Consider the following 23,865-nt stretch of genomic DNA (forward strand, 5'->3'; position numbering starts at 1 on the left):
CCGCGATTAACCCTACCGCCAACAATCGCCCCGCTGCGTCGGCGCGTTCACCATGCCGCGCCGCGTTTCGCGCTACCACTCGACCCGCGAACGTCACCGCTCGCGAATGTTGCGAGGGCCTTGCCCATGGACGTCAACCGCCGCCATCTGATCGGAGTAACCGCCGCCGGCGCAGCCGGCGCGCTTGCGATGTCGCCTGACGCCGCGCGTGCCGCCGCGCCGTCGACCGGCTCGCTCGGCCGCGACGTCACGCAATATGGCGTGCACCCCGGCAGCCCGGACGACCAGACCCGCAATTTGCAGCGCGCGATCGACGACGCCGCGCGGGCGCAGGTGCCGCTGGCGTTCCCGCCCGGCGTCTACCGCACCGGCCTGTTGCGGCTTGCGCCCGGCAGCCAGCTGATCGGCGTGCGCGGCGCCAGCCGGCTGGTGTTCAACGGCGGCGCCTCGCTGCTGGAAGGCGAAGGCGCCGGCGGCGTCGTCCTGATGGGCCTCACCTTCGACGGCGGCAACGTCCCGCTGCCGAACCGGCGCGGCCTCGTGCACTGCCTATCCGGCCGCGACATCCGCATCACCGATTGCCGGTTCACCGGCAGCGGCGGCAACGGCATCTGGTTCGAGCAGATGTCGGGCGACGTCAGCAACAACGTCTTCACCGACATCGCGACCACGGCGCTGGTGTCGTTCGACGCGATCGGCCTGATGGTGTCGCGCAACACCATCAAGGGCACCAACGACAACGGCATCGAGATCCTGCGCACCGCGATCGGCGACGACGGCTCGATCGTCGCAGACAATCGCATCGAGGACATCAAGGCCGGCCCCGGCGGCTCCGGGCAGTACGGCAACGCCATCAACGCCTTCCGCGCCGGCAACGTGATCGTGCGCGGCAACCGCATCAAGAACTGCGACTTCTCGGCGGTGCGCGGCAATTCGGCCTCCAACATCCACATCACCGACAACAGCGTCAGCAATGTCCGCGAGGTCGCGCTCTATTCGGAGTTTTCGTTCGAGGCCGCGGTGATCGCCAACAACACCGTCGATGGCGCGGCGATCGGCGTCTCCGTGTGCAATTTCAACGAGGGCGGCCGCATCGCGGTGGTCCAGGGCAACATCATCCGCAACCTGCTGCCGAAGCGCCCTGCAGGCACCGACCCGAACGACGGCGCCGGCATCGGCATCTATGTCGAGGCCGACAGCACCGTGACCGGCAATGTAATCGAGAACGCGCCGACCTTCGGCATCGTCGCCGGCTGGGGCAAGTACCTGCGCGATGTCGCGATATCAGGCAACGTGGTCCGCAACGCCTTCGTCGGCATCGGCGTCTCGGTGGTGCCGGGCGCCGGCACCGCGCTGATCAACAACAACATGATCTCGGAAACCCCGCGCGGCGCGGTGGTCGGGCTCGACCATGCCCGCCCGATCACGCCGGATCTGTCGGCAGGCGGCGCCCAGCAATATGCGCAGCTCGTGGTCGGCGCGAACGCGGTGCGGCGCTAGATCCGGAAAAGGGCGAAGCGGCTTTTCCTCGCGACAAACGCGGAACGCGCTTGCGCGGAGATCATGCTCAAAAAATAAGCGAGAGCGGTCGCCTACAGCGCGTTGCGCAGCAGCGGATAGCGCCGCTGGATGGTGTCGAGATCGAGCACCGGCGGCGGCACAGCCGGAGCGGGCATTTCCAGCGGCGGCGCGTCGGCCACCGTGGGCGGCTGCTCCAGCACCTCGGCCGCCGTTTCCAGCGCGGCCGCGACCGCTTTCATCGCCGCCTCGGCCAGGACCGCAGCCTCCGGCCGGCGCGCGGGCGGCGGCGAGATGGCGGCCGGCGGCAGTTTCGACCTGCCGCGACCGAGCCAGGACAGATCGATCGGCGAATTGTCGAGCGAGGCTTCGCGGGACAGCAATTCGCGCCAGATGTCGACCGCGGCACGGGCTTCCCTGATGTTCTCGAGAAAGGCCTGCTCGCTGTGATAGCGCCGCCAGCGCCCGGTATCGAACAGTTCGGTAAGGTGCTCTAGCCTTTGCTCGGCGAGGTTGCACCAGCGTGCAACGATCTCCTGGCCTCTGGCCACGTCGGTCCGATGTGTCATTCAACTTGCCCGCAGGAAAAGAAACGGACGCAGACGCAACCGAACGAACCGAACCGAACCGAATCAACTGGACGTGAGACCGATATTCTGTGGAAAAGGTAAATAAAGTCTAACTAAATTCTTAATCGCGAACGGTCGATCGAAGAAGTCCGCTCGACTACGGAGTTTCTCGCTCGAACTGCCTCAAGTCATCGACTTGCCGTGGTGACGATGCTCCGGGCGGAATGATCCACGGCAAACCACCGCCGCCGTCGCGCGCTTGCCCATCCCGCTGCGATCGGTCGACGCCATCGCGCCGCGCACCGTCGAGTCCGTCATGCAAGGGGTGCCCCCAAAATGAAAGACCCGTCCGGGGGGACAACCGGACGGGTCAAAGCCATATGGGCGCTTGGGGTGGATGGGCGCTCGCGCCTGATATAGCCGGGGAGGGTAAACCGCTCCCACACACATAAGTCGTGAGAGGAAGGCGGACGTTCAAATCGCCGGCGATTTTTTTAACCTTCTCGCGCCGCGGTTCCATCGCACCGTTGCAGGCGTTCGGCGTCGAAAATCACTGCGCAGCACGGCGATTTGCAGCGGAATCCTCCGATGCGATCGACGGCGCGGGTTCATTCGACGTGCGGCTCACGGAAGTGTTATTGCCGTCGGCCTGCTGTGCAGGCTGCGACGGTTTGTCCGCGGCAGAGGCAATGGGAGCACTGGTCGCCGCCATCACCGCGGCAAGCGCATCCGCTTCCCCCGCACCGAACAGATCGTCACGTCCAGGTGTCCCGAGATCGCGCGCCGTGCTGGTCAGGACCCGTCGCACCTCGGCGGGCTTCAATGCCGGATTGCGTTCCAGCACCAAGGCCGCGATGCCGCTGACGAACGCGGCCGAAAACGAGGTGCCCGACATCAGCTGGTATTTGCCGTCAGGCACCGGCACGAGGAGGTCGGCGCCCGGGGCCGCCAGCGCGATATGGCTGCCGCGGTTCGAGGCGGCCATCAGCCGGTCGCCGGCATCGGTGCCACTCACTGCGATCACATCGGGATGGGCGGCCGGATACAGCGGCGGCGATGTCGCGCCAGCATTGCCGGCCGCGGCGACCAGCACGACGTCCCGCATCACGGCAGCGGCCACCGCGCGCTCGACCAGGGCGTCCTTCGGTCCGGCGAAGCTCATGTTCACGATCTGCGCGCCATGCGCCACCGCGTAGTCGAGGCTCCTGAGGATCACATAGGAGGTGCTCCCGGCGCCGCCCGCGACCGCACCGAAGGCGCGGATCGCCAGGATCCGCACTTCCGGCGCGCTCCCCGTGAGCCTGACACGCGCCGCAATCGCGCCGGCAATGGCGGTGCCGTGGGCGTTTGGAGCATCCTTGCTGCCGAGCGCATCGAACGTATCGGCGACCGTGTTCGCCAATTCCGGATGGGCGGCGTCGACGCCGGAGTCGATCACGGCAATGGTGACATTCATCCCGCGCGCCAGCTTGTGGGCGGCGGGCAGATGCAACTGTGTCTGGGCATATTGCGTCGGATCGCTGCCGCCCGACGCCTTCTGGTCCTGCAGCGCGTAACGGTAGTTGGCCTGTACGGAGCGGACGCCGGCATCGCTTGCGAGCTCGCGGCTCGCCGTTTCGGCCGAACGATTGCCCAGGATGCGGAACAGGCCGATCGTCGCACCCAGCAGCGCGACATTCTGCGAGGCGATCCGCCTCAACCCATGACGGCGCGCGAGTGCATCTGCTTCCGCCTTCGTCAATGCACCGTCGATTTCGGCCACGAGCTCATTCGGCACGGTTCGCACGCTCGACGCATCCTGTGCACGCAAACTGCCGCCACCGCCGGCCCTGCCCTTCCGCGTTGCGCCCTTGCCGCCGCCGTTGCCGGCAACCGGCCGGTCGGAACATTGGCCGCGATCGCCGTCATCGCAGCTGGCAGAGAGACGGGGCGCGGGGCGCACGGGAGACGGCACGCGCAATCGCGGCCCATCGTAGGTCCACGACGTGGCCGGGCCGCGGTCCACCGTCGGCGGCATGCGGCCAACTGGGCCGCCGAACCCGCCGGCGGGATTGCCACCAACCCTTCCCATACCGGGATTGGCCCGCAACCCGGGCGAGACCTGTGGCGCGCCACCGGTCGGCGATCGCATGAAATTCTGGGCGGAGGCGGAGCCGGCAACACAGACCAGCAACAAGGCTGCGGCTGCGCCGATCGCGTGGTTCGTCAATCTGGTCCGGCCGTTGGCGGCCATGGTGACCTCAACTCGGCGCAGAACCGTCAGCCGCCGACTACGGCGTTTCGACCGCGAGGCTGACGATCTTCTCCTTCTGCAAACGCGCGATCAGCGCAGCGACGCTGCTCTTGTCCATTGCGCGGAACTGCAGCCGGAACATCCCGCCCTTCCCGTCGAGGATCGAGGCCTGGTAATTGTCGAGTAGCGACGTGATGTCGGCGACCCTGGCATCGGGTGTGAAGCGCACCAGCAGCCGGGTCGGCGTCGCCGCCACGCTGGCGCCGAGGTCGCGGGTGATCGGCGCACTGGGCGCGACCGGCGCACTGCGCTCGGCGACATCGAGCGACGCCGTCTGGAACAAAGCCGGCTGGCTGCGCATCAGCACCGCGCCGATCACGCCCGCCTGCAACAACACCACGACCGCACCGAGGCCGGACGACCACGCCAGCGTCCGCGGCGACAATTTCGAAAAGAACTCCGAGACAGAGGCCGACATGCGCGCGCCCATCGACGGCTTGTGCTCCGGCTCGGCATCGATCGCGGCGAACAGCTTCTGCATCGCGCGCGCCGATGGCGCACCGAGGCTCTCGTTGAGGCCGATGGTCTCGGCATATTCCTCGCGAATGACGGCATATTGCCGGGCGAGCTCCGGATCGCTCGCAAGCGCGTCCTCGACGCGGCGCGTGTCACGCGCGTTCAGCGTGCCGGCCGCGTGCCAGGGCAGCAGCATCTCGATATCGTCAGGCTCTTGCACCTTTGTTCTCGCAGCCATCATGGCCAACCTCGCTCGACACCGGCTGCCTTCAGCAACTCGGCAAGTTTCTTGCGCGCATAGAACAGGCGCGTCTTCACGGTATTCTCCGGAATCCCCACGATCTCAGCGACATCTTCCACGGATTTCTCGTGATAGTAGACAAGATCGACAATTTCCCGATGTTCCGCCGATAGTCCCGTCAGGCACCTACGCAGCGTGTCACCGGTGTCCTTCTTCTGCACTACCGTTTCCGGATCGTCGGACGTGTCCTCGATCGCGTTCGCGGCCTCATCGTCCAGCTCGGCGTCCTTCCTTCGCCGCAGCGAAGACAACGCCTTGAACCGGGTAATCGCCAGAAGCCAGGTCGAAACGGCGGATCGTCCCTCAAACTTGCCCGCCTGACGCCACACGTCCAGAAAGACCTCGCTGATGAGATCTTCCGCCACCTGTTCGTCCCGCACGAGCCGAAGCCCGAAGCGGTACACCCTGACATGGTGCCGCCCGTACAGCACCTGCATGGCAAGCCGGTCGCCTTGAGCGATCCGAGCGATCAGAACGTCGTCTGAAGCCGCCTGTGTCGCGCTCAATGCCCGTCTCGCAAAGTTGGTCTGAAGGGGGCGGTGCGTGGTTCGACGCGAGAGCCAAGATTCTTCACATTACGGCAATGTCCGCACTGCATGTGTGATCTATGCCACAGTCGGCGCTTCCAACGAGGAAAAATCAGCCGAGGCTCGATAAACGGTATCATAATAGTGAAAACTCTCGCGGACAGGCACCATCCGGCGCGACCATACCAAGGCTTTATCGGCACGCCAGCACCGTCACGAAGTCCGCCACAGCGCAGGCTTGCCGCACATCGCTCCCGTCTCGCCTCTGCGAACGGATTCCCCTTACGAAACAAGGGCGATGACCGGGTTACACCGGGGTAGATTCGGTTCCAAAAGATACCAAACCTAAAGGCTTTCCCACGTAGATTTTCGCCGGATTTCACCAATGGCGAGACCATGGGCAGCGCTGCGTCGTCACTTCCCAGCCCGATCGCGGGCGCATCGGAAAGCGGCCGTCCCAGGCTGACGGCCGAGCGCCTGGCGCGCCGGGCCAAGCAGCGCCGCCAGATCCAGTCGATGATCGCGGCCTGCTTCGTGCTCGACGCCGTCGTGCTGCTGATCTACGCGCATGGCGGCACCACGTCGGTTTGGGTGGCGGCGGGCTACGCGCTGACCGGCCTCTGTCTGGTCGCCGTCTATGTGGTGCTCTCCGAGCGCGGCTTTCACGAGCGCTTCCGCGACCACTATCTGGTCGCGCCGCAATCGGCCATCAACATGGTGAACCTGCTGGTGTTCACCTACATCGCGCCGGAAGTCGGCGTGCTGTTTCTCTGCAACCTGTTCGTGGTGTTCGGCTTCGGTGCGCTGCGCACCTCGGCGCGGCAGACTGCGATCGTCTGGACCGTCATGGTGCTGGGCCTCGCCGCGCTGTTCCTCGGCACCGACAAGGCGATCGGGATGCCGACCGCGACCCGGATCGATCGCCTCGCCACCATGCTGGTGTTCGCGCTGACGATCGGGCGCTGCATGTGCCTCGGCATCTTCTCCAGCTCGATGCAGCAATCGCTGTATCAGAGCGGACTGAAGCTGAAGGAGGCCTATCGGCGCATCGAGGAGCTCGCGGAGCTCGATGAATTGACCGGCGCCTCCAATCGCCGCAGCATCATGCGCACGCTCGAAGAGGAGATCGCGCGCTGCGCGCGCAACGGCAGCTCCTGCGCGGTTGCGCTGATCGACCTCGACCATTTCAAGCGCATCAACGACGTCTACGGCCATCCGATCGGCGACGAGGCGCTGCGCACCTTCGCCATCGGCATGTTCGCCAACCTCCGCAGCGTCGATCGCTTCGGCCGTTACGGCGGCGAGGAATTCTTGCTGGTGCTGCCCGACCTGTCGCAGGATCAGGCGATGCGCGCGCTCGAACGGCTGCGCGCGATCATCGCCGATCTCGACTGGAGCGCATTCTCGCCCGGCATGCGGGTGACGATCTCCGCAGGCGTCACGACGCTCAAGCCGCGCGAAAACTCTGACACATTGCTCGCCCGCGCCGATGGCGCGCTTTACGCAGCCAAGGCCAGGGGACGCAACCGCATCGCCAGCGCCTGAAATCCATTTCCCTCTTCGGCGCCGGAGAAGCCGTCGCCACCGCTCCAGGACAGAGTCATGAGTTTGAAGCCCGAGACCGCCCCCGAAAGTCTGCTCGACGAGCTGCAGACGACGCTCGCGCACGGCACCGTCGCACGCCGCGTCGAGACGCTGCGCCGCGTGACCGACCTCTTCATCAACGGCTCGGTGAACTATTCCAACGAGCAGATCGTGCTGTTCGACGATGTTTTCCAATGCCTGCTCGAGCACATCGAAAACTCGGCCAAGGCGCTGCTCGCCGACCGCCTCGCCCCGATCGACACCGCACCGCCGCAGACCATCCGCACCCTTGCCTTCGACGACCTGATCGAGGTCGCGGGCCCTGTGCTGACGCTGTCGCCGCGGCTCGACGACGACACCCTGATCGAAACGGCGCGCAGCAAGAGCCAGGCGCATCTGCTCGCGATCTCGAACCGCAAGACGCTGAGCGGCGCCGTCACCGACGTGCTGGTGCTGCGCGGCAATGACGAGGTGATTCAGAGCGCGGTCAACAATCCCGGCGCGGAATTCACCGAGCGCGGCTTCACCCGCCTGGTCAGCCGCGCCGAGGGCGACGACAACCTGTCGACCTGCGTCGGCCTGCGCCCCAACATCCCGCGGCATCTCTATCTCAAGCTGGTCGCCAAGGCCTCGGACGCGGTCAGGCAGCGGCTCGAGGCTGCCAATCCGCAGCAGGCCAAGGAGATTCCGATCGCGGTGAAGGAAGCGACGCGACGCGCGCGCTCGGCGCCGGCCGCCGTGACGCCGGACACCACGATCGCGCATGCCTTGGTCAAGTCGCTCTACCAGGACGGCCGGCTCGACGAATTCCAGCTCGCAGCTTTCGCCGAGGCCGGCAAGTTCGACGAGACCAATGCCTCGCTCGCCGCGCTCGCCAACGTCTCGGTCAGCGTCGCCGAGAACATGATGATCGAAACCCGTGCCGAAGGCGTCATGATCCTGGCCAAGGTCTCGGGCCTGTCATGGTCGACGGTGCGGGCGATCATCAACCTGCGCGACGACATCTCGGGCGGCGAGCCGACCGATCTGCAGGCCTGCAAGGACACCTATGAGCGGCTGCGGCCGTCGACCGCACAGCAGGTGCTGCGCTTCCATCGCATGCAGCAGTCCGCGCCCGCAGCCTGAACTCTCAGCCTGATCTCCGTAGCCCGGAGCGGAGCGCAATCCAGGCTACGACGTTCTCTTCCCCTTCCCCCTGAAAGGGGGAAGGTCGGGATGGGGGTGAGCCGCAGGCGACGCTGCCCTTGGAGAGAGCTGATCCCCACCCGCTTTGCTCTGACGAGCAAAGCGACCTCCCCTTTTCAAGGGGAGGTTAGGGCTCAGCCGGATTTCGCTCCGCCCGGGCTACAAGCAGTCAGTATCGCAACGCCCGGTTTCCCATCAGCGCGCCGACGCTCGCGACGATCGCGGTCGCCAGCGTGTACCAGGTGGCGACGAACAGCGGCGAGTCATCCGTGCAGTGCGACGCGTAGACGGTTGCCGCGAGCCCCGCCGAGAGCAGGCCGGCTATCGCACCCGCGACCGCTGGCCGCGCCGGCGCGCCCTGCCGCAGCCCGTACAGCGCGCCGACCAGCAGCGGCAGCGACATCGCGGGGATCGCGGTCATGCAGGCCATCGAATTCTTGCCGATCAGCCGCGTCATCATCGGCGTACGCTGCGGCATCATCATCTCGCCGCTGATGGCGGCGACGAGGATGCCGGCGGGAATCAGCAGCCACCAGCCGAAGCCGCGCAGCGAAGCCTCCGGGCGCGACAGATGCAGGCTGACCGCGATCGCCGAGGCGGCAAGCGCCAGCGTCACGGCGAATTTCAGGTCGAAGAACGGATTGTGCATCGCGATCATCACGTCGGGCCGCACGCCGAGTTCGGCGAAGAAGATCAGGAGCGAGACCGGCGCCGCCGCCAGTAGTGCCAGCATCAGCGCAAGACCGATCGGACGCGCGCGATAGGCATTGTCGGCGGCCAGGGTTCGAATGAGTTGATCGGTGTCCATGCTCATCGATCCCGTAATTTCGCAGTGAGGCTCGCAAGCCCGCGATGCAGCGCGACCCGCACCGCGCCCTCGGTCATCGAGAATTTCGCCGCGGTGTCCTTGATCGAGGCGCTGTCGACCGCAATCGATTGCAGCACCTCGCGCTGCCGCGCTGGCAAAGCCTGCAACTGGGCGCTCACCTCGCCCGGCGAGGCCGTCGGTTCCGGTGTTTCCCCGGGCAGCGTCTCGGCGAAATCATCGATGTTGACGAAGATCCGCTTGCCGCGGCGGCGCAGCGCGTCGATCAGCTTGTTGCGCGCGATCGCGAAGAGCCACGGCGCGAACGCCGCGCTGGTGTCCCAGGTCTGTCGCTTCAAATGTACCGCCAACAAGATGTCCTGCACGATGTCCTCGGACTGATCGACCGGTTGTCCCGCGCGCGCCAGGCCGCGGCGCGCCGCAGCACGGAGTACCGGCGTGATGGCCTTGAGCAGGCGATGGTACGCCGCATCATCGCCTGAAATGGCCGACCGCATCAGGCCGGTCCATTCATCCTCACGTTCGCGCACGCAGGCTCCTGAATTGCAATTCGGCCGATCTTTCAGTTCGTTACGCGGCATGCCAGACGATCACGAATTCGTGATCTCTATCCTCCAGCAAGACCGCGCCGAGGATCGGCCTCAAAGAATCGCTCCGGCGGGTTTCCAGACGTCACGGCTCATAACACCGATCGGTCCGACAAGCATCGGTGCTGCTGCCGTCGATGGGCCACTGGGAAGAAATTGCCCAGCTTTTGCCCCCGGATGCCCGAAGATTCCCTTTTTCTGCCCCGGTGTGGACACGCAGCGGGGTCTCTTTTCGCCCTTGGGCGGGCGACATGGGGAGATCATCAAAATGAAGATCAAAGCCAGCGGGCGCTTGGCATTGATGGTTGCGACAGGACTGACAGGGCTTCTTGTGTGTCTCGCGGCTCCGTTGCCGGCGCATGCGGCCGGATCGGACGCATCGGCATCGAAATCCGACAGCGCAACGACCGACAAGTCTGCCGAGCAGAGTTCGCGGCATGGCCGGCGCTCGGCACGCCACCGGTCCTCCAGGACCGCTGACAAGACCGCCGACAAATCCGACAGCAAGAAGGCCACCAATAACGACGCCGGCAGGGTCACCTCGGCAGGCATTCCCGCCACCGTCGCCAACGCCAATGCGGAGCTGACCTCCGGCGACGACAATGCAGCGGCGACGCCGGTGAAAGCCAATGTGTTGATTGCCGCGGCCGACAAGCCCACAGACCAGTCCGACGGTAATGTGGTCGCATCCGACCAGCTCAACGAGGTCGACCGAGCCCTGCAGCAGGAGCAGCCGGCGGAACAGCCGCAGCCGGCCCAGCCGCAGACCGCTCAACAGGAGGCATCGCCGGCGCCGCCGCCGACGGTTGCCGTGGCTGCACCCAAGCCGGCCCCGGTTCTGGCGAGCAGCGACAGCGCGAGCTGGGACCAGACCTCGCTGATCGGGAAGATCTTCATCGGGTTCGGCGCTTTGCTCACGGTGGCCTCCGCCGCGCGCATGTTCATGGCCTAGCGGAGGCACCTGCGGTGCGGCGCGGGGGGCGCCGCACCGCAGCCCAAAGCCTCGTTTCAGCCACTTGAAGCGCATCCCGTCAGCGGGCACATTGCCCGGCAAATCAGGCACGGGGTTTGCGTCCATGGCTACGTTCGAATTCATCATTGTCGAAAGCAAGGGACCGGTCGGCGTCATCACGCTGAACCGGCCGAAAATGCTGAATGCGCTCTCGTTCGGCGTGTTCCGCGAGATCGCCGCGGCGGTCGACGATCTCGAGGCCGACGACAAGATCGGCTGTATCCTGATCACCGGCAGCGAGAAGGCCTTCGCGGCCGGTGCCGACATCAAGGAGATGCAGCCGAAAGGCTTCATCGACATGTTCAACAGCGATTTCACCGCCATCGGCGGCGACCGCGTCGCCCGTTGCCGCAAGCCGACCATTGCCGCGGTCGCGGGCTATGCGCTCGGCGGCGGCTGCGAGCTCGCGATGATGTGCGACATCATCATCGCCGCCGACACCGCCAAGTTCGGCCAGCCGGAAATCACCCTCGGCACCATTCCCGGCATCGGCGGCACGCAGCGCCTGACCCGTGCGATCGGCAAGTCGAAGGCGATGGACCTCTGCCTAACCGGGCGGATGATGGACGCGGCGGAAGCCGAACGCTCGGGCCTCGTGTCGCGGATCGTGCCCGCCGACAAGCTGCTCGAGGAGGCGCTCGCGGCGGCCGAGAAGATCGCCTCGATGTCGCGCCCGGCGGTCGCGATGGCCAAGGAAGCCGTCAACCGCGCGTTCGAGACGCCGCTCGCAGAGGGCATGAATGTCGAGCGCAATCTGTTCCACTCGACCTTCGCGCTCGAGGATCGCTCCGAGGGCATGGCGGCGTTCATCGAGAAGCGCAAGCCGGTCAACAAGAACCGCTAAAGCATGATCCGGAAAAGTGCGAAGCGGTTTTCCGGACAAGATCATGCGCAGACAACAGGCTAAAGCGCGATGGTCTCATCGCGCTTTAGCCCATCCGGCTCCGTTGCAAGGCCGCTGTGACGAGCGCGCGATAGGCGCGCTCAGCGAAATGCGTCGGCTTGTCGAGACCGAGCCGCGCCAGGCATTCGCGGTCGGCGGCATCGGGCGGATGCCGCATGCCCTGCCACAGCAGGCCGGCGAGTTGCAGCGGCGTGTGCTGCGCCTGCTGCAATAGCTGCAACGCCGGAATCAGCCGCTGCTCGACATCGGTGAAATCGCTGCCGAACGGGAATGACGGCAGCAGCCCGGCATTGCGCGCGGGCTTCAGCGCATCGCCGATGCGCTCGGGATAATTCTCGCGATGCGCCGCAGGAATCTCGTAGCTGCGCGGCAGCTTGCCGGCGTCCTTGGCCTGCCGCATCAATTCGCCCTGGAAGCGGGAGTCCGAGACCTGCAGCATCGCGGCGATCACGTCGGCATCGGATTTCCCCCTGACGTCGGCGACGCCATATTCCGTGACAAAGACATCGCGCAGATGCCGCGGGATGGTCTCATGTCCATAGGACCAGCGGATGTTCGACTGCGCTTGCTTGCCGGACTGACGGGTCGCCTCCAGCGCCAGCACAGAACGTGCGCCCTCGAGCGCGAATGCCTGCGCCACAAAATTATACTGGCCGCCGACCCCGCTTACGACCTGGCCGTCCTCGAGGCCGTCCGAGATCGCAGCGCCGAGCAGCGTCGCCATCATCGCATTGTTGACAAAGCGCGCATCGGCCCGGGCGCGACGCTTGCCGTCCTCGTCGCCGAAGATCTCGTTGGTGAAGGAAACCGGCATCATCTGGATTCGCGCCAGCTGCTCCGGTGCCATCTCGCGCAGCACCCGGTAGAATGATGGCGGGCCCAGGAAGAATGCGCCGTGCAGGATCACGCCGCCGACCTCGCGCTTGAGGATGCCGGCGTCGATCAGCCCGAGGAACGCCTCGAACAGCATCTCGCTGACGCCGTAGAGCCCCTTTTCGAACGACCCGGTCTCGGCCGCGGCGAGTTGCCCGGTACCGGGCGCAAGGCGCTGCATGATGCCGTGGAATTGGGCGTTGTCGCGATGGCGGACCACGAGCCCCTGCGCCAGCGCGTCGCCAACCTGCCCGATGCCGATCTGCAACGTGCCGCCGTCGCGGACCAGACCGGCGGCGTGCAAGCCGATCGCATATTTGGTGTCGCTGATCGGCTCGGACGGCGGCGCGAACAGCGGGAAATCGGTCTCGGGACTGTCGAGCACCGCGGCGAATTCATCCGCCGGCAGGTCGCCGGCGCCGGGCATGAACGGCAGCTCGGAATTGACCTGGCCGATCAGCTTGAACGACGCCCGCCCCTGCGCACGGGCGCGCAGCACGTCGAGCGTGGTGTCGGTGTTGCAGCTCAGGCTGTAGCGCGGCGCGCCGTCGACCATGCGCTTGGCAACGAGCTGAGGCACGACATTCAGTCCGCGCGACAACAAATATGACGCCGCATGGGTGTAGTTGGCGGAAATGTAGTGCTGTTGCGCGAATGGCTGGTGCAGCCACTGCCCCGCGAGGAAGAAGAACTCGATCACCTTGATGTTGGGCGGGAGCGCGCCGTGATGCAGCGCATCCGCATAGGCGAGATCCGGATAGCCGCCGAACAGGCGGTCGATCACCGGTCCGATGAAGCGCCGTTCGAGCAGGCTCTTCGGTTTCGGCTTTTCCAGCGTCAGCGCGGAGAACAGCGTCAGGTTGATGGAGCGGTCGGCCACTGCTCGCGCATACAGCGCGTTGACGATGTGGTTGGCCTTGCCGAGGCCGAGCGGCAGCCCGACCACCAGTTCGGTTCCGACCTCACGAATGATGTGCTCCGCGATCGCCTCGGGGTCGGAGAAGAATATCGGCATCAGCAATGGACCCGGACGAGACGGTGGATAACCGGCATCGTTGAATCGACGGCCGGCGGTTCAAACTTATACTTTATATGACCGATACGTGCGCCTGTGACGAACCGGCAACAGACAAGAACTGAAATGATGTGCAGATGTCGCGCGGCGGTTTGTCTGTGGCGGCACCGCCCCGTAAACAGGTAGATGTGTCGGCGGCGTCGGCGGGGGGCGCACTGCCGGAGTTTTGGTTTGCGGGATCACATGGTTGAGCGTGCCGCCAGGGTTGGCGACGTAGCGAGGCGCGTGCTTTTGTCGGGCATCGGCCTTGGCGTGCTGGCATGTGCGCTGCTGACGGAGACCGCGGCCCGCGCCGAGAGCCTGCCGGAAGCCCTGGTCAAGGCGTATCAGACCAATCCGCAACTCAACGCCGAGCGGGCGCGCCAGCGTGCGACCGACGAGAACGTGCCGCAGGCGCTGGCCGGCTACCGTCCCCAGATCATTGCCGGCCTGTCGGTCGGCCTGCAGGCGGTGCGCGATCAGCTGCCCGGCAATGTGATCCAAACCGCAACGCTGAAGCCGTGGCAGATCGGCGTCACGGTGACGCAGACCCTGTTCAACGGCTTCAAGACTGCCAACAGCGTCCGCGTCGCCGAGTTGCAGGTGCAGTCCGGCCGCGAGGCGTTGCGCAATGTCGGCCAGGGTGTGCTGCTCGACGCCGTCACCGCCTACACCAATGTGCTCGCCAACCAGACCTTGGTCGAGGCGCAGCGCGCCAACGTCGCCTTCCTGAAGGAGACCCGGGCAATCACCGAACGGCGCCTCAATGCCGGCGACGTGACGCCGACCGATACCGCCCAGGCCGAGGCACGGCTCAACCGCGGCCTCGCCGACCTCAACGCCGCAGAGGTCAATTATGCGATCAGTCAGGCTACCTATGCGCAGGTGGTTGGCAGCGCGCCATCCCAGTTGCGTCCGGCCGAGACCATCGACCGGCTGCTGCCGCGCAGCCGCGAGGATGCGATCGCGCTCTCGCTCCGCGAGCATCCCGCCGTCACCGCGGCGGGCTTCGATGTCGACGTCGCCTCGACCTCGATTCGCGTCGCCGAGAGCAGCCTGATGCCGAATGTCTCGGTGCAGGGCAGCGTCAGCCGCAGCCGCGACACCGACACCACGCTCGGCAGCTTCGGCACCGATCAAGCCTCGGTGATCGGTCAGGTGACGCAGCCGATCTATGACGGCGGCACCGCCGCATCGCAGACCCGGCAGACCAAGGAAGTCGCGGCGCAGAGCCGGCTGGTGCTGGATCAGGTCCGCAATCAGGCCAAGACCGCCGTGGTCAGCGCGTGGGTCGCCAATGAGGGCGCCAAGATCGCGGTGTCGGCCTCGGAGTCCGAGATGAAGGCCGCGGAAGTTGCGCTCGCCGGCGTGCAGAAGGAAGCCGCGGGCGGCCAGCGCACCACGGTCGACGTGCTCAACGCGCAGCAGGATCTGATCACCGCGCGGGCACGACTGATCGGTGCGCAGCGCGACCGCGTGATCGCCTCCTACACGCTGCTCAGCGCGACCGGGCGCCTCGACGTCAAGACGCTGAACCTGAAGACGCCGGACTACCTGCCCGAGGTGCACTACCATCAGGTACGCGACGCCTGGCACGGCCTGCGCACGCCGTCGGGACAATAGGCATTACGGAACCGTTCGCACCGCGAACTTGCCCTTCCCGCCTGCTCTCTCCGCCGATAACCTCCGCCCCCGCCGGCAACCCATAATGCCGGCGCGCGTATGACGCGCATAACAGCCGAGCACGCAGGGAGACGTCCAATGCTGACGCGACGCGATATGATGCTGGCTTCCATCGCAGCCGGAGTGACCATGACCAGCAGCAACGCATTTTCCAAGGCAGCGCAACCATCGACCGCGGTGAATTTCGACGTGCCTGCCGGGGCATGCGACTGCCACACCCACATCCATGGCGACCCCGAGAAATTCCCGTTCTTCGCCGGCCGCGTCTACACGCCGGAACCGGCCTCGCCGGAGGAGATGAGCGCGCTGCACAAGGCGCTCCATGTCGAGCGCGTGGTGATCGTGACGCCGAGCGTCTATGGCCCCGACAATTCGTCGACCCTGTTCGGCATCACGGCCCGCGGGCCGACCGCGCGCGGCGTCGCCGTGATCGACGACAAGACCAGCGAGAGCGATCTCGATGCCATGAACAAGGCCGGCTTCCGCGGCATCCGCCTCAACCTCGCGACCGGCGGCGTCAACGATCCGAATGTCGGCCGGCAGCGCTTCTCGGCCGCGATCGAGCGGATGAAGGCGCGCGGCTGGCATGTGCAGCTGTTCACCAGCCTCGCCATGATCTCCGCGATCAAGGATCTCGTCGCCACCGCGCCGGTGCCGGTCGTGTTCGACCATTTCGGCGGCGCCGAGGCCGCGCTCGGCACAGACCAGCCGGGATTTGCCGACCTGCTCGCGCTCGTCAAGTCCGGCAAGGCCTATGTCAAGATTTCCGGCGCCTACCGCGCCTCCAAGCTCGCGCCCGACTATGCCGACGCCACGCCGCTGGCGCAGGCGCTGATCGCGGCCAATGCCGAGCGCATCGTCTGGGGCACCGACTGGCCGCATCCGGATTCGGTGACGCCGCAAGGCAAGAAGGTCACCGACGTGACGCCGCTGTTTCAGATCGACGACGGCCGCCTCCTCAACCAGCTTCCGGTCTGGGCGCCGGACGCCGCGGTCCGCAAGGCGATCCTGGTTGACAATCCGGCGCGGCTCTACGGCTTCACCTGAGGCTGTCCTTCGGCCGGCGCGAGAAGTAGGAGATCAGCACCGGCAGCGTGATCAGGATGACCAGCGGCGCCAGCATCATGCCGGTGACGACGACGATGGCGAGCGGCTTCTGCACCTGCGAGCCGATGCCCTCCGACACCGCCGCCGGCAACAGGCCGACGCCCGCCACCACGCAGGTCATCAGCACCGGACGCAGCTGCAGCTCGCCGGTGCGGATCACCGCGCGCATCCGGTCGTAGCCTTCATCGATCAGCTGGTTGAACTGCGACAGGATGATGATGCCGTCCATCACCGCGATGCCGAACAGCGCGATGAAACCGATCGCCGCCGACACGCTGAACGGAATCCCCGAGATCAGAAGCCCGAGCACGCCGCCGAAGATCGCCATCGGGATCACGCTCATCGCGAGCATGGTGTCGACCATCGAGCCGAAATTGAAGAACAGCAGCACCGCGATCAGCGCAAGGCTGATCGGCACCACGATCGACAGCCGCCTGATCGCGTCCTGCAGGTTGCCGAACTCGCCGACCCATTCGACACGCGATCCCGGCGGCAGCTGCACCTGCTCGTCGATCTTCTGCTGCGCCTCCCGGATCGCGCTGCCGAGGTCGCGCTCGCGCACCGAGAACTTGATCGGCAAATAGCGCTCCTGCTGCTCGCGGTAGATATAGGCCGCGCCGGAGATCAGGTTGATCGAGGCCACTTCGGAGAGCGGGATCTGCGTGATGCCGCCATTGGCGTTGGCCACCCCGATCCGCAAGTTCTGGATCGCCTCCGCGCTCTTGCGATATTCCGGTGCAAGGCGGACGATGATCGGGAAGTGCCGGTCGCTGCCGGGCTCATAGAGGTCGCCGGCGCTGTCGCCGCCGACCGCAACCCGGATGGTGGCGTTGATGTCGCCCGGTGACAGGCCATAACGCGCGGCGCGCGCGCGATCGACGTCGATCTGGATGGTCGGCTGGCCGAGCGAGGTGAACACCGCAAGGTCGGTGACGCCCTGCACCGTCGACAGCACCGACTTGATCTTGTTGGCGGTGTCGGTCAGCGCCTGCAGATCATTGCCGTAGAGCTTGATCGAGTTCTCGCCCTTCACGCCGGACACCGCTTCCGACACGTTGTCCTGCAGATATTGCGAGAAATTGAATTCGACGCCCGGGAATTTCTCCTGCAACTGCGCCAGCAGTTGCGCGGTCAGCACGTCCTTGTCGTGAGTATTTGGCCATTCGCTGGCCGGCTTCAGCGGCGCGAAGAATTCGGCGTTGAACAGGCCGGCCGCATCGGTGCCGTCGTCGGGACGGCCGTGCTGCGACACCACCGATACCACCTCGGGACGGCTGCGGATCAGCTTCCGCATCTCGTTGACATAGGCATTGCCCTCCTGCAGCGAGATCGTCGGCGGCAGCGTGGCGCGGATCCACAGATTGCCCTCTTCCAGCTTGGGCAGGAATTCGAGGCCGAGGAAGCGCGCGAAGATGATGGTCATGACCACGAGGCCGGCCGCGCCGGCCATCACCAGCTTGCGGTTGGCGATCGCCCAGTTCAGCACCGGCAGGTAGATCGCGTCGAGCTTCTTGACGATCCAGGTCTCGGTCTCGTGGATATGCGCCGGCAGGATGATCGCGCTGAACGCCGGAGTTACCGTGAACGTCGCCAGCAGCCCGCCGGCCAGCGCGTAAGCATAGGTGCGCGCCATCGGGCCGAAGATGTTGCCCTCGACACCGGACAGCGTGAACAGCGGCAGGAACGCCGCGATGATGATCGCCGCGGCAAAGAAGATCGAGCGCGACACGTCGGCGGCTGCCGACAGGATCGCGTGGCTCTTCATCCCCATCACCGTGTCCTCGGAGATGTGGCTTCGCTCGTCTTCCGACAGCGCGGTGGTCTGCGAAAGCCGGCGGAAGATCGCCTCCACCATGATCACGGTGGCATCGACGATCAGACCGAAATCGATCGCGCCGACCGACAACAGATTGGCGGATTCGCCGCGCAGCACCAGGATGATCACGGCGAAGAACAGCGCGAACGGGATCGTCGCGCCGACGATCAGCGCGCTGCGGAGATCGCCGAGGAAGATCCACTGCAACAGCACGATCAGGAGGATGCCGACCACCATGTTGTGCAGCACGGTGTGGGTGGTGAGCTCGATCAGGTCCTTGCGGTCGTAGATCCGCTCGATCTTCACGCCGGGCGGCAGGATCGAGGAATGGTTGATGTCGTGGACGAGCTGCTCGACGCGGGAGATCGTCGGCGAGCTCTGCTCGCCGCGGCGCATCAGCACGATGCCCTGCACGATGTCGTCGTCATTGTCGAGGCCGGCGATGCCGAGCCGCGGCTTCTCGCCGATCGTGACATGGGCGATGTCGCGCACCAGCACCGGATTGCCGCCGGACTGCGAGACCATGGTGTTGGCGAGGTCGTCGATCGAGCGGATCAGGCCGACGCCGCGCACCACGGCCGATTGCGAGCCGATGTTCACGGTGTTGCCGCCGACATTGATGTTGGCGTTGGAAACCGCCTGCAGCACCTGCGGCAGCGTCAGGCCGTTGGCGACCAGCTTGTTGAAGTCGACCTGGATCTCATAGGTCTTGGTCTTGCCGCCCCAGCCGGTGACATCGATCACGCCGGGCACCGCGCGGAAGCGCCGCTGCAGCACCCAGTCCTGCAGCGTCTTGAGGTCGAGCACGCTGTAGTTCGGCGGTCCCTTCAAGCGGTAGCGGAAGATTTCGCCGATCGGGCTGAGCGGCGAGATGCCGGGCAGCACGTTGCCGGGCAGCGGCGCGAGTTGCGACAGGCGGTTGAGCACCTGTTGCAGCGCCTCGTCATAGGTGTAGTCGAAGGAGAACTGCAGCTTGACGTCGGAAAGGCCGTACAGCGAGATGGTACGGATGGTCTTGAGGTTCTTGATGCCGGCGACCTGGGTCTCGATCGGGATCGTGATGTAGCGCTCGATCTCCTCGGCCGAGAGGCCCGGGCTCTGCGTCACGATGTCGACCATCGGCGGGGTCGGATCGGGATAGGCCTCGATATTGAGCTGCCTGAACGCGAGCAGGCCGCCGATGAGGACGGCCACGAACATGGCCACCATCAAGTAGCGGCGATTGACGGCAAGGGCGACGAGGCGATCCATTCAGATCGGCGCTTTCAACTGGAAGGGAATTTTCTTATTGAGCGTGATCTCCGCGCAAACGCGTTGCGCGTTTGTCGCGAGGGAAAACCGCTTCCCGCTTTTCCGGATCATGCGCTTAGGTGCCTGATGCGGCGCGGTCGATGAAGAGGCTTCCCTTCGTCACGATCTGCTCGCCCGGCTTGAGGTTGCCGGCCACCTCGACGAGGTCGCCATTGATGAGGCCGGGCTTGATCTGGCGCAGCTCGATGGTCTTGTCGTCGGCCCTCGCGACCCAGAGCCGAACTTGGTCGCCCTCGTAGATCAGCGCCTGCTTCGGCACCCCGACTGCCGGGTGATCGCCCTTCGAATACAGCGTCACATTGGCGAACATCTCGGGCTTCAGCCGCTTGTCGACGTTGTCGATGGTGGCGCGGACCAGGAGCCGGCGCGAGGTCGCGTCGATCGCCGCGGCGACATAGTTGACCCGGGCGTTCAGCGTCTTGCCCGGCAGCGCCATCACGCTGAAGGTGAGGTCCTGGCCGACCGCGACATTGTCTGCGTCGGATTCGCGGACGAAGGCGATCAGCCAGACCGTCGACAGATCGCCGATCACGTAGACCGGGTCGCTGGCGCCGGTCGAGACATACTGGCCGGGACCGGCCTTGCGCTGGACCACGGTGCCGCCGATCGGCGCGAACACCGTCGTCTCCGGATTGAGGCGGCCCTTCTGCCGCAGCGTCGTGATGTCGTCGTCGCCGAAGCCGAGAATGTGCAGCTTGTTCTGCGCCGCTTCCAAAAGCGTCTGCGCCGAGCGCGCATCGTTCTGCGCTTGCACGAGCGCGGTCTGGGCCTGCTGATAGTCCTTCAGCGGGATCGCCTTGCCCTCGGACAGATCCTTGGCGCGCTTCTCCTGGATCTGCGCCAGGTCAAGCGCCGACTGCGCCTTGTTGAGGCCGGTCATCGCCGCGATGTAGTCGTTCTGTGCCTGCACGGTGTCGGCCGCCTCGATCACGAACAGCGGCTGGCCCTTCACCACGGCATCGCCCGGCCGCACCATGAGGCGGGTGACGCGCCCGGTATAGGGCGAGTAGACCGGGGTGGAGCGGTCCTCATCGATGCCGATCTTGCCCTCGGTCACCAGCTCGGAGCGGAAGGTGTGCTCGCTCACGGTCTGGAAGGTCAGGCTGGCCCACTCGGCCGCCGACGGCGCATAGCGCGCGCCGCCCTTGCGGGACTGGCTGGAGACTTCCGAAGATGTCTGCTTTTCCGAGCCGAAACGCGTGTAGCCATAGGCACCCGCGCAGGCAACCGCCAGCAGCGCCGCGGCCACGACTAGGCGCGGGCGGCTAAAGCTCTGCATTCTCTTGGTAAACTCTTTCACCATGCGGTCCGCGGGGGCAATCGTTGCAGCATCCGGCGGGACGGCCCCAGCGGTGCGCTAATAGTGCTGAATTGGCGTCTCAAACAACCTAAAAATCGCCCTTCGGCGATGCCTGTCGTTAAAGTTTGCATAGCCTGAACGGCAGCTGAATGTCTCATCCGGGAAACTCCGGGGCAGGAAACTCCGGAGGGTGGCTGCCGAGCGGCATGGCCGGACGGGACCAATGGGCCGGTGTGCTGGACAGCACGGCGGCATGCCGAACCGAGCTCAGCGTGCCAAAGCCGGACGGCAGCCGTTCGATGAAGGGCTGCACCACATCCGCCGTCAGGTCCTCGGTCGCAAGGCCTCCTTCGAGGCGGCCGAGATTCCACAGCCAGCGTCCGGTCTGCGCCAGCGATACCCGGACGTGCCAGCTGCCGCCTTCGCGGGCCTGGCGGGCCTTCGCCATCATGGCACCGAACGCCATGAAATATCCGGTGGCGTGGTCGAGCATCTGGGCCGGCAATTCCTTCGGCCCATCTGTGCCGGCCGCCTGTCCTTCGGCATAATTGAAGCCGGTCGTGGTCTGCACCAGCGAGTCGAAGCCGCGGCGCCCGGCCCACGGGCCGGCATGGCCGTAGGCCGACAGCGTCACATAGACGATCCCGGGATTGATCCGCGCCGCTTCCTCCGGCGAGAAGCCGAGCCGCGCGATCGCCTGCGGCCGATAGCCCTGCGAGAGAATATCGGCCTGCGCCAACAGCCCCTGCATCACACCCCGCCCCTCCTCGCTCCGCAGTTCGAGGAAGCTCGTGAGCTTGCCGCGGCCGGTGTCGATGGTGAGCCAGGGGATCGCCGGCAGATCGGGACCGGAGATCAGGAGTACGTCGGCGCCATGCGCCGCGAGCGTGCGGCCGGCGACGGGACCGGCGATTACGCGCGACAGATCGAGCACACGGATGCCGGCCAGCGGCCGGTTGCCCGCGGGCCACGGCTTCGGTGCGGCCTCGCCGATCTTCTCGATCGAGATCAGCGGCAGTTTTGCCAGTTCTTTGGCATGCGTCGTCGCCGACCACTCGTCGTGCGAGCGCATCAAGGCGACGACGCCGCCGGCGGCGTAGGCCGCGGTCTCGAACGCCTCGCCGTCCCATTGCAGCAGTGCGGCCTGGACCTCGTCACGCTCGGCGCTGCAGCCGAGCACCTTGCAGACGGCGTCGCGATGATGCGGGAAATTGGTGTGCAGGCGGACGAAGCGGTTGTCTTTGACACGATAGACGCCGGCGATCTTGTCCCAGGCCGGCGGCGGCGGCTTGTCGTCGACGCGCAAATAGCGCTCGCTGCGGCATTCGACGACGGCATGGCGGATGTCGACCGCGACCTCTTGCTGCTCGCCGCTGCGGGCCTTCCAGATCTCGGCCGCGGCAAGGCCGGCTGCTGCGATCGGCGCCTGCGCTGCGGCTGCGACCCGAAACGACGACGGCAGCTGCGGCTCGTTGCCGGTCAATGTGACCGCATCGAGCGCGGCCGGCGCGCCGCCGGCGCCGGTCCAGACATCGGAAAGGATTTCACGAATGTCCTGCATGCGCATACCCGTTTGCGATTATTCTATGCCCGAGCATGATGACAAAAAGGCGGTGCCCGATCCCAACCATCATTTCCGGCCCTGCTTATATCCAGCTCTGCCTGACCCACACAGGAGTTGCAATGGCTGCCATCGATCCTCTCACCGCCGGCGCTGTCTTCCTTGCGACCGCAGCGACCGACGCGGTCTATGTCATGTTCACCTCGGCGGTCGTGGCGCGCAAGCGCGTGCCGGCGGCGACCTGGAGCAGCGTCTGGTATGTGCTGTCCTCCTACGCGGTGATCAGCTACACCGAAAACTGGCTCTACGTCGCCTTCGCTGCCCTCGGCTCGTGGGTCGGCGCCTATGCATCGATCACCTTCCTGCACCGCCCGCCGGGTGGACCGCCGGTCGGCGCCGCGGTGGAGTAGCATGCGGCGGCTGAGGAAGTCATCCGTCGTCGATGCGACGGTGAGACCCGCCCGACAGGGACCAGCTGTAAGCTACGTGTCAGCATTGGCGTGTAGGCTACACGTTCGCATTCGCGCGACATCAGTCGATGAACCGATTGGATGGACAATGGCGCGTTCGCGCCGCTGGACTCAGAGAACCCATACGCCGCGGCGAATGTTGTAGGCGGGACCGCCGTTGCAAGAGTGCATAGCAATTTGCTTCGGTGGTTATGGGTCCCGGCCCTCGCCGGGACGACGATGCGTGTGTGGCGCGGTATGTGAGTCATACATCCGCATTCTCGCGACATGAACTGTCCGAGCTTTGCTCTTCGTTTCGCCGCTCTGAGAACAGAGGGCGCAGGGAAAGCCGGGTGCCGATCGCACCCATGGGCCCCGAGCAATGGGTAGTAAGCTCGGGGGTAGGACCACAGGTGTAACCGGAGCAATCCGGCTTTCCCTGCGCGATGGCTTACGGCTTATACGTGCTCTCCCCGGCGAGACTGGGCTTTGTTGTCACCGTCTTCACAACGCGCATCGCGCAATGTGAAAAGACACCTGCCGCTAGGGCGTCAGGCCTGCACGATTTCGTCGTCCGCCGCATGCGCACTCGTCAGTTGCGCAATCGGCGTCCACCGCATCTCGACCCACGTTCGTGACGACCGCGAAGCGCCCCTCGATCGGGTGAGACGGGCATATTGAACATCTGAGTTGGGTCTGCCGTCAAGTCAAATTCCGAAAAGCCGAAGAAAATATTCGGGGATCGACGGCAGAGGATGGGATTGTTTCGTTTCGCTCGCGATAACGTGGATAGAGGATACCGTCATCCTTGTAAGCCACGACGCACTGGATCGGATAGAGTGTCCGGTGCGGTAACGGACGGGAGACCGCTTCATCCCAGGGCTTTGAAGCCCGGACCTCAGCGCGGCGCCCCGTCCGTTGTTCCATTGAACCCGAACAGTCGCGAGGG

18 protein-coding genes are annotated in these 23,865 nt (G+C 65.6%); 8 read left to right on the forward strand and 10 right to left on the reverse strand.

Annotated features, from left to right (window positions below; all coding sequences use genetic code 11):
• Positions 1 to 126: 126 nt before the first annotated feature.
• The gene (locus tag I6F38_RS32305) at positions 127 to 1,500 is read left to right on the forward strand and encodes a TIGR03808 family TAT-translocated repetitive protein (RefSeq protein WP_225163257.1); all 1,374 of its coding nucleotides are present in this window, start codon (positions 127 to 129) and stop codon (positions 1,498 to 1,500) included.
• 92 nt (positions 1,501 to 1,592) lie between these two features.
• Here I6F38_RS32305 and I6F38_RS32310 read toward each other — a convergent pair whose 3' ends face one another.
• The 4 genes from I6F38_RS32310 to I6F38_RS32325 all read right to left on the reverse strand — a co-directional run bounded on the left by I6F38_RS32310 (position 1,593) and on the right by I6F38_RS32325 (position 5,643).
• Positions 1,593 to 2,087, reverse strand: coding sequence for a TIGR03809 family protein (locus I6F38_RS32310; protein WP_225163258.1), 495 nt, complete (start codon positions 2,085 to 2,087; stop codon positions 1,593 to 1,595).
• A 550-nt stretch (positions 2,088 to 2,637) separates the two neighbouring features.
• Entirely contained in the window at positions 2,638 to 4,320 is a 1,683-nt protein-coding gene (locus tag I6F38_RS32315; RefSeq protein WP_225163259.1) for a S8 family serine peptidase, read from the reverse strand.
• A 37-nt stretch (positions 4,321 to 4,357) separates the two neighbouring features.
• Positions 4,358 to 5,077, reverse strand: a complete 720-nt coding sequence (locus tag I6F38_RS32320) for a hypothetical protein (protein WP_050387103.1) — start codon at positions 5,075 to 5,077, stop codon at positions 4,358 to 4,360.
• Complete coding sequence (locus I6F38_RS32325; RefSeq protein ID WP_016843228.1) at positions 5,074 to 5,643, reverse strand: sigma-70 family RNA polymerase sigma factor; 570 nt, start codon at positions 5,641 to 5,643, stop codon at positions 5,074 to 5,076. Before I6F38_RS32325 ends, I6F38_RS32320 begins: the two co-directional genes overlap by 4 nt.
• Before the next feature lie 417 nt (positions 5,644 to 6,060).
• Between I6F38_RS32325 and I6F38_RS32330 the strand changes: the two genes are divergently transcribed.
• On the forward strand, positions 6,061 to 7,209 hold the full coding sequence (locus I6F38_RS32330) for a GGDEF domain-containing protein (protein WP_225163260.1): 1,149 nt from the start codon (positions 6,061 to 6,063) through the stop codon (positions 7,207 to 7,209).
• A 57-nt stretch (positions 7,210 to 7,266) separates the two neighbouring features.
• On the forward strand, positions 7,267 to 8,373 hold the full coding sequence (locus tag I6F38_RS32335) for a DUF2336 domain-containing protein (protein ID WP_028331661.1): 1,107 nt from the start codon (positions 7,267 to 7,269) through the stop codon (positions 8,371 to 8,373).
• Between the two features lie 229 nt (positions 8,374 to 8,602).
• On the opposite strand, the gene I6F38_RS32340 is transcribed toward I6F38_RS32335, so the two are convergent.
• Both I6F38_RS32340 and I6F38_RS32345 read right to left on the reverse strand, forming a co-directional pair.
• Positions 8,603 to 9,241, reverse strand: coding sequence for a DUF1109 domain-containing protein (locus tag I6F38_RS32340; RefSeq protein ID WP_076833110.1), 639 nt, complete (start codon positions 9,239 to 9,241; stop codon positions 8,603 to 8,605).
• 2 nt (positions 9,242 to 9,243) lie between these two features.
• Positions 9,244 to 9,789 (reverse strand): sigma-70 family RNA polymerase sigma factor, encoded by a 546-nt coding sequence (locus I6F38_RS32345; RefSeq protein WP_076833573.1) that lies wholly within the window; start codon positions 9,787 to 9,789, stop codon positions 9,244 to 9,246.
• Between the two features lie 49 nt (positions 9,790 to 9,838).
• Here I6F38_RS32345 and I6F38_RS32350 point away from each other — a divergent pair, with 49 nt between their 5' ends.
• Positions 9,839 to 10,798, forward strand: coding sequence for a hypothetical protein (locus I6F38_RS32350; RefSeq protein WP_225163261.1), 960 nt, complete (start codon positions 9,839 to 9,841; stop codon positions 10,796 to 10,798).
• A gap of 124 nt (positions 10,799 to 10,922) precedes the next feature.
• Entirely contained in the window at positions 10,923 to 11,702 is a 780-nt protein-coding gene (locus I6F38_RS32355) for an enoyl-CoA hydratase (protein WP_016843234.1), read from the forward strand.
• Positions 11,703 to 11,787: 85 nt separating this feature from the next.
• Here I6F38_RS32355 and I6F38_RS32360 read toward each other — a convergent pair whose 3' ends face one another.
• Positions 11,788 to 13,650, reverse strand: a complete 1,863-nt coding sequence (locus I6F38_RS32360; RefSeq protein WP_225163262.1) for an acetyl-CoA hydrolase/transferase C-terminal domain-containing protein — start codon at positions 13,648 to 13,650, stop codon at positions 11,788 to 11,790.
• 243 nt (positions 13,651 to 13,893) lie between these two features.
• Here I6F38_RS32360 and I6F38_RS32365 point away from each other — a divergent pair, with 243 nt between their 5' ends.
• Both I6F38_RS32365 and I6F38_RS32370 read left to right on the forward strand, forming a co-directional pair.
• A complete protein-coding gene (locus I6F38_RS32365) occupies positions 13,894 to 15,312 on the forward strand; it encodes a TolC family outer membrane protein (protein WP_225163263.1) in 1,419 nt (472 codons plus the stop codon).
• A 138-nt stretch (positions 15,313 to 15,450) separates the two neighbouring features.
• The gene (locus I6F38_RS32370; protein WP_141339530.1) at positions 15,451 to 16,419 is read left to right on the forward strand and encodes an amidohydrolase family protein; all 969 of its coding nucleotides are present in this window, start codon (positions 15,451 to 15,453) and stop codon (positions 16,417 to 16,419) included.
• Here the strand turns inward: I6F38_RS32370 and I6F38_RS32375 are convergent.
• The 3 genes from I6F38_RS32375 to I6F38_RS32385 all read right to left on the reverse strand — a co-directional run bounded on the left by I6F38_RS32375 (position 16,412) and on the right by I6F38_RS32385 (position 22,467).
• Complete coding sequence (locus I6F38_RS32375; protein WP_028331669.1) at positions 16,412 to 19,546, reverse strand: CusA/CzcA family heavy metal efflux RND transporter; 3,135 nt, start codon at positions 19,544 to 19,546, stop codon at positions 16,412 to 16,414. The genes I6F38_RS32370 and I6F38_RS32375 overlap by 8 nt on opposite strands.
• Positions 19,547 to 19,661: 115 nt before the next feature.
• Positions 19,662 to 20,909 (reverse strand): efflux RND transporter periplasmic adaptor subunit, encoded by a 1,248-nt coding sequence (locus I6F38_RS32380; RefSeq protein ID WP_225163264.1) that lies wholly within the window; start codon positions 20,907 to 20,909, stop codon positions 19,662 to 19,664.
• 151 nt (positions 20,910 to 21,060) lie between these two features.
• Complete coding sequence (locus tag I6F38_RS32385; protein ID WP_225163265.1) at positions 21,061 to 22,467, reverse strand: CoA transferase; 1,407 nt, start codon at positions 22,465 to 22,467, stop codon at positions 21,061 to 21,063.
• Between the two features lie 122 nt (positions 22,468 to 22,589).
• Here I6F38_RS32385 and I6F38_RS32390 point away from each other — a divergent pair, with 122 nt between their 5' ends.
• Positions 22,590 to 22,877, forward strand: a complete 288-nt coding sequence (locus I6F38_RS32390; protein WP_018270628.1) for a hypothetical protein — start codon at positions 22,590 to 22,592, stop codon at positions 22,875 to 22,877.
• The last annotated feature ends 988 nt before the right edge of the window (positions 22,878 to 23,865 follow it).

The sequence above is a fragment of the Bradyrhizobium sp. BRP56 genome (assembly GCF_020194035.1).
GTDB lineage: Bacteria > Pseudomonadota > Alphaproteobacteria > Rhizobiales > Xanthobacteraceae > Bradyrhizobium > Bradyrhizobium australafricanum.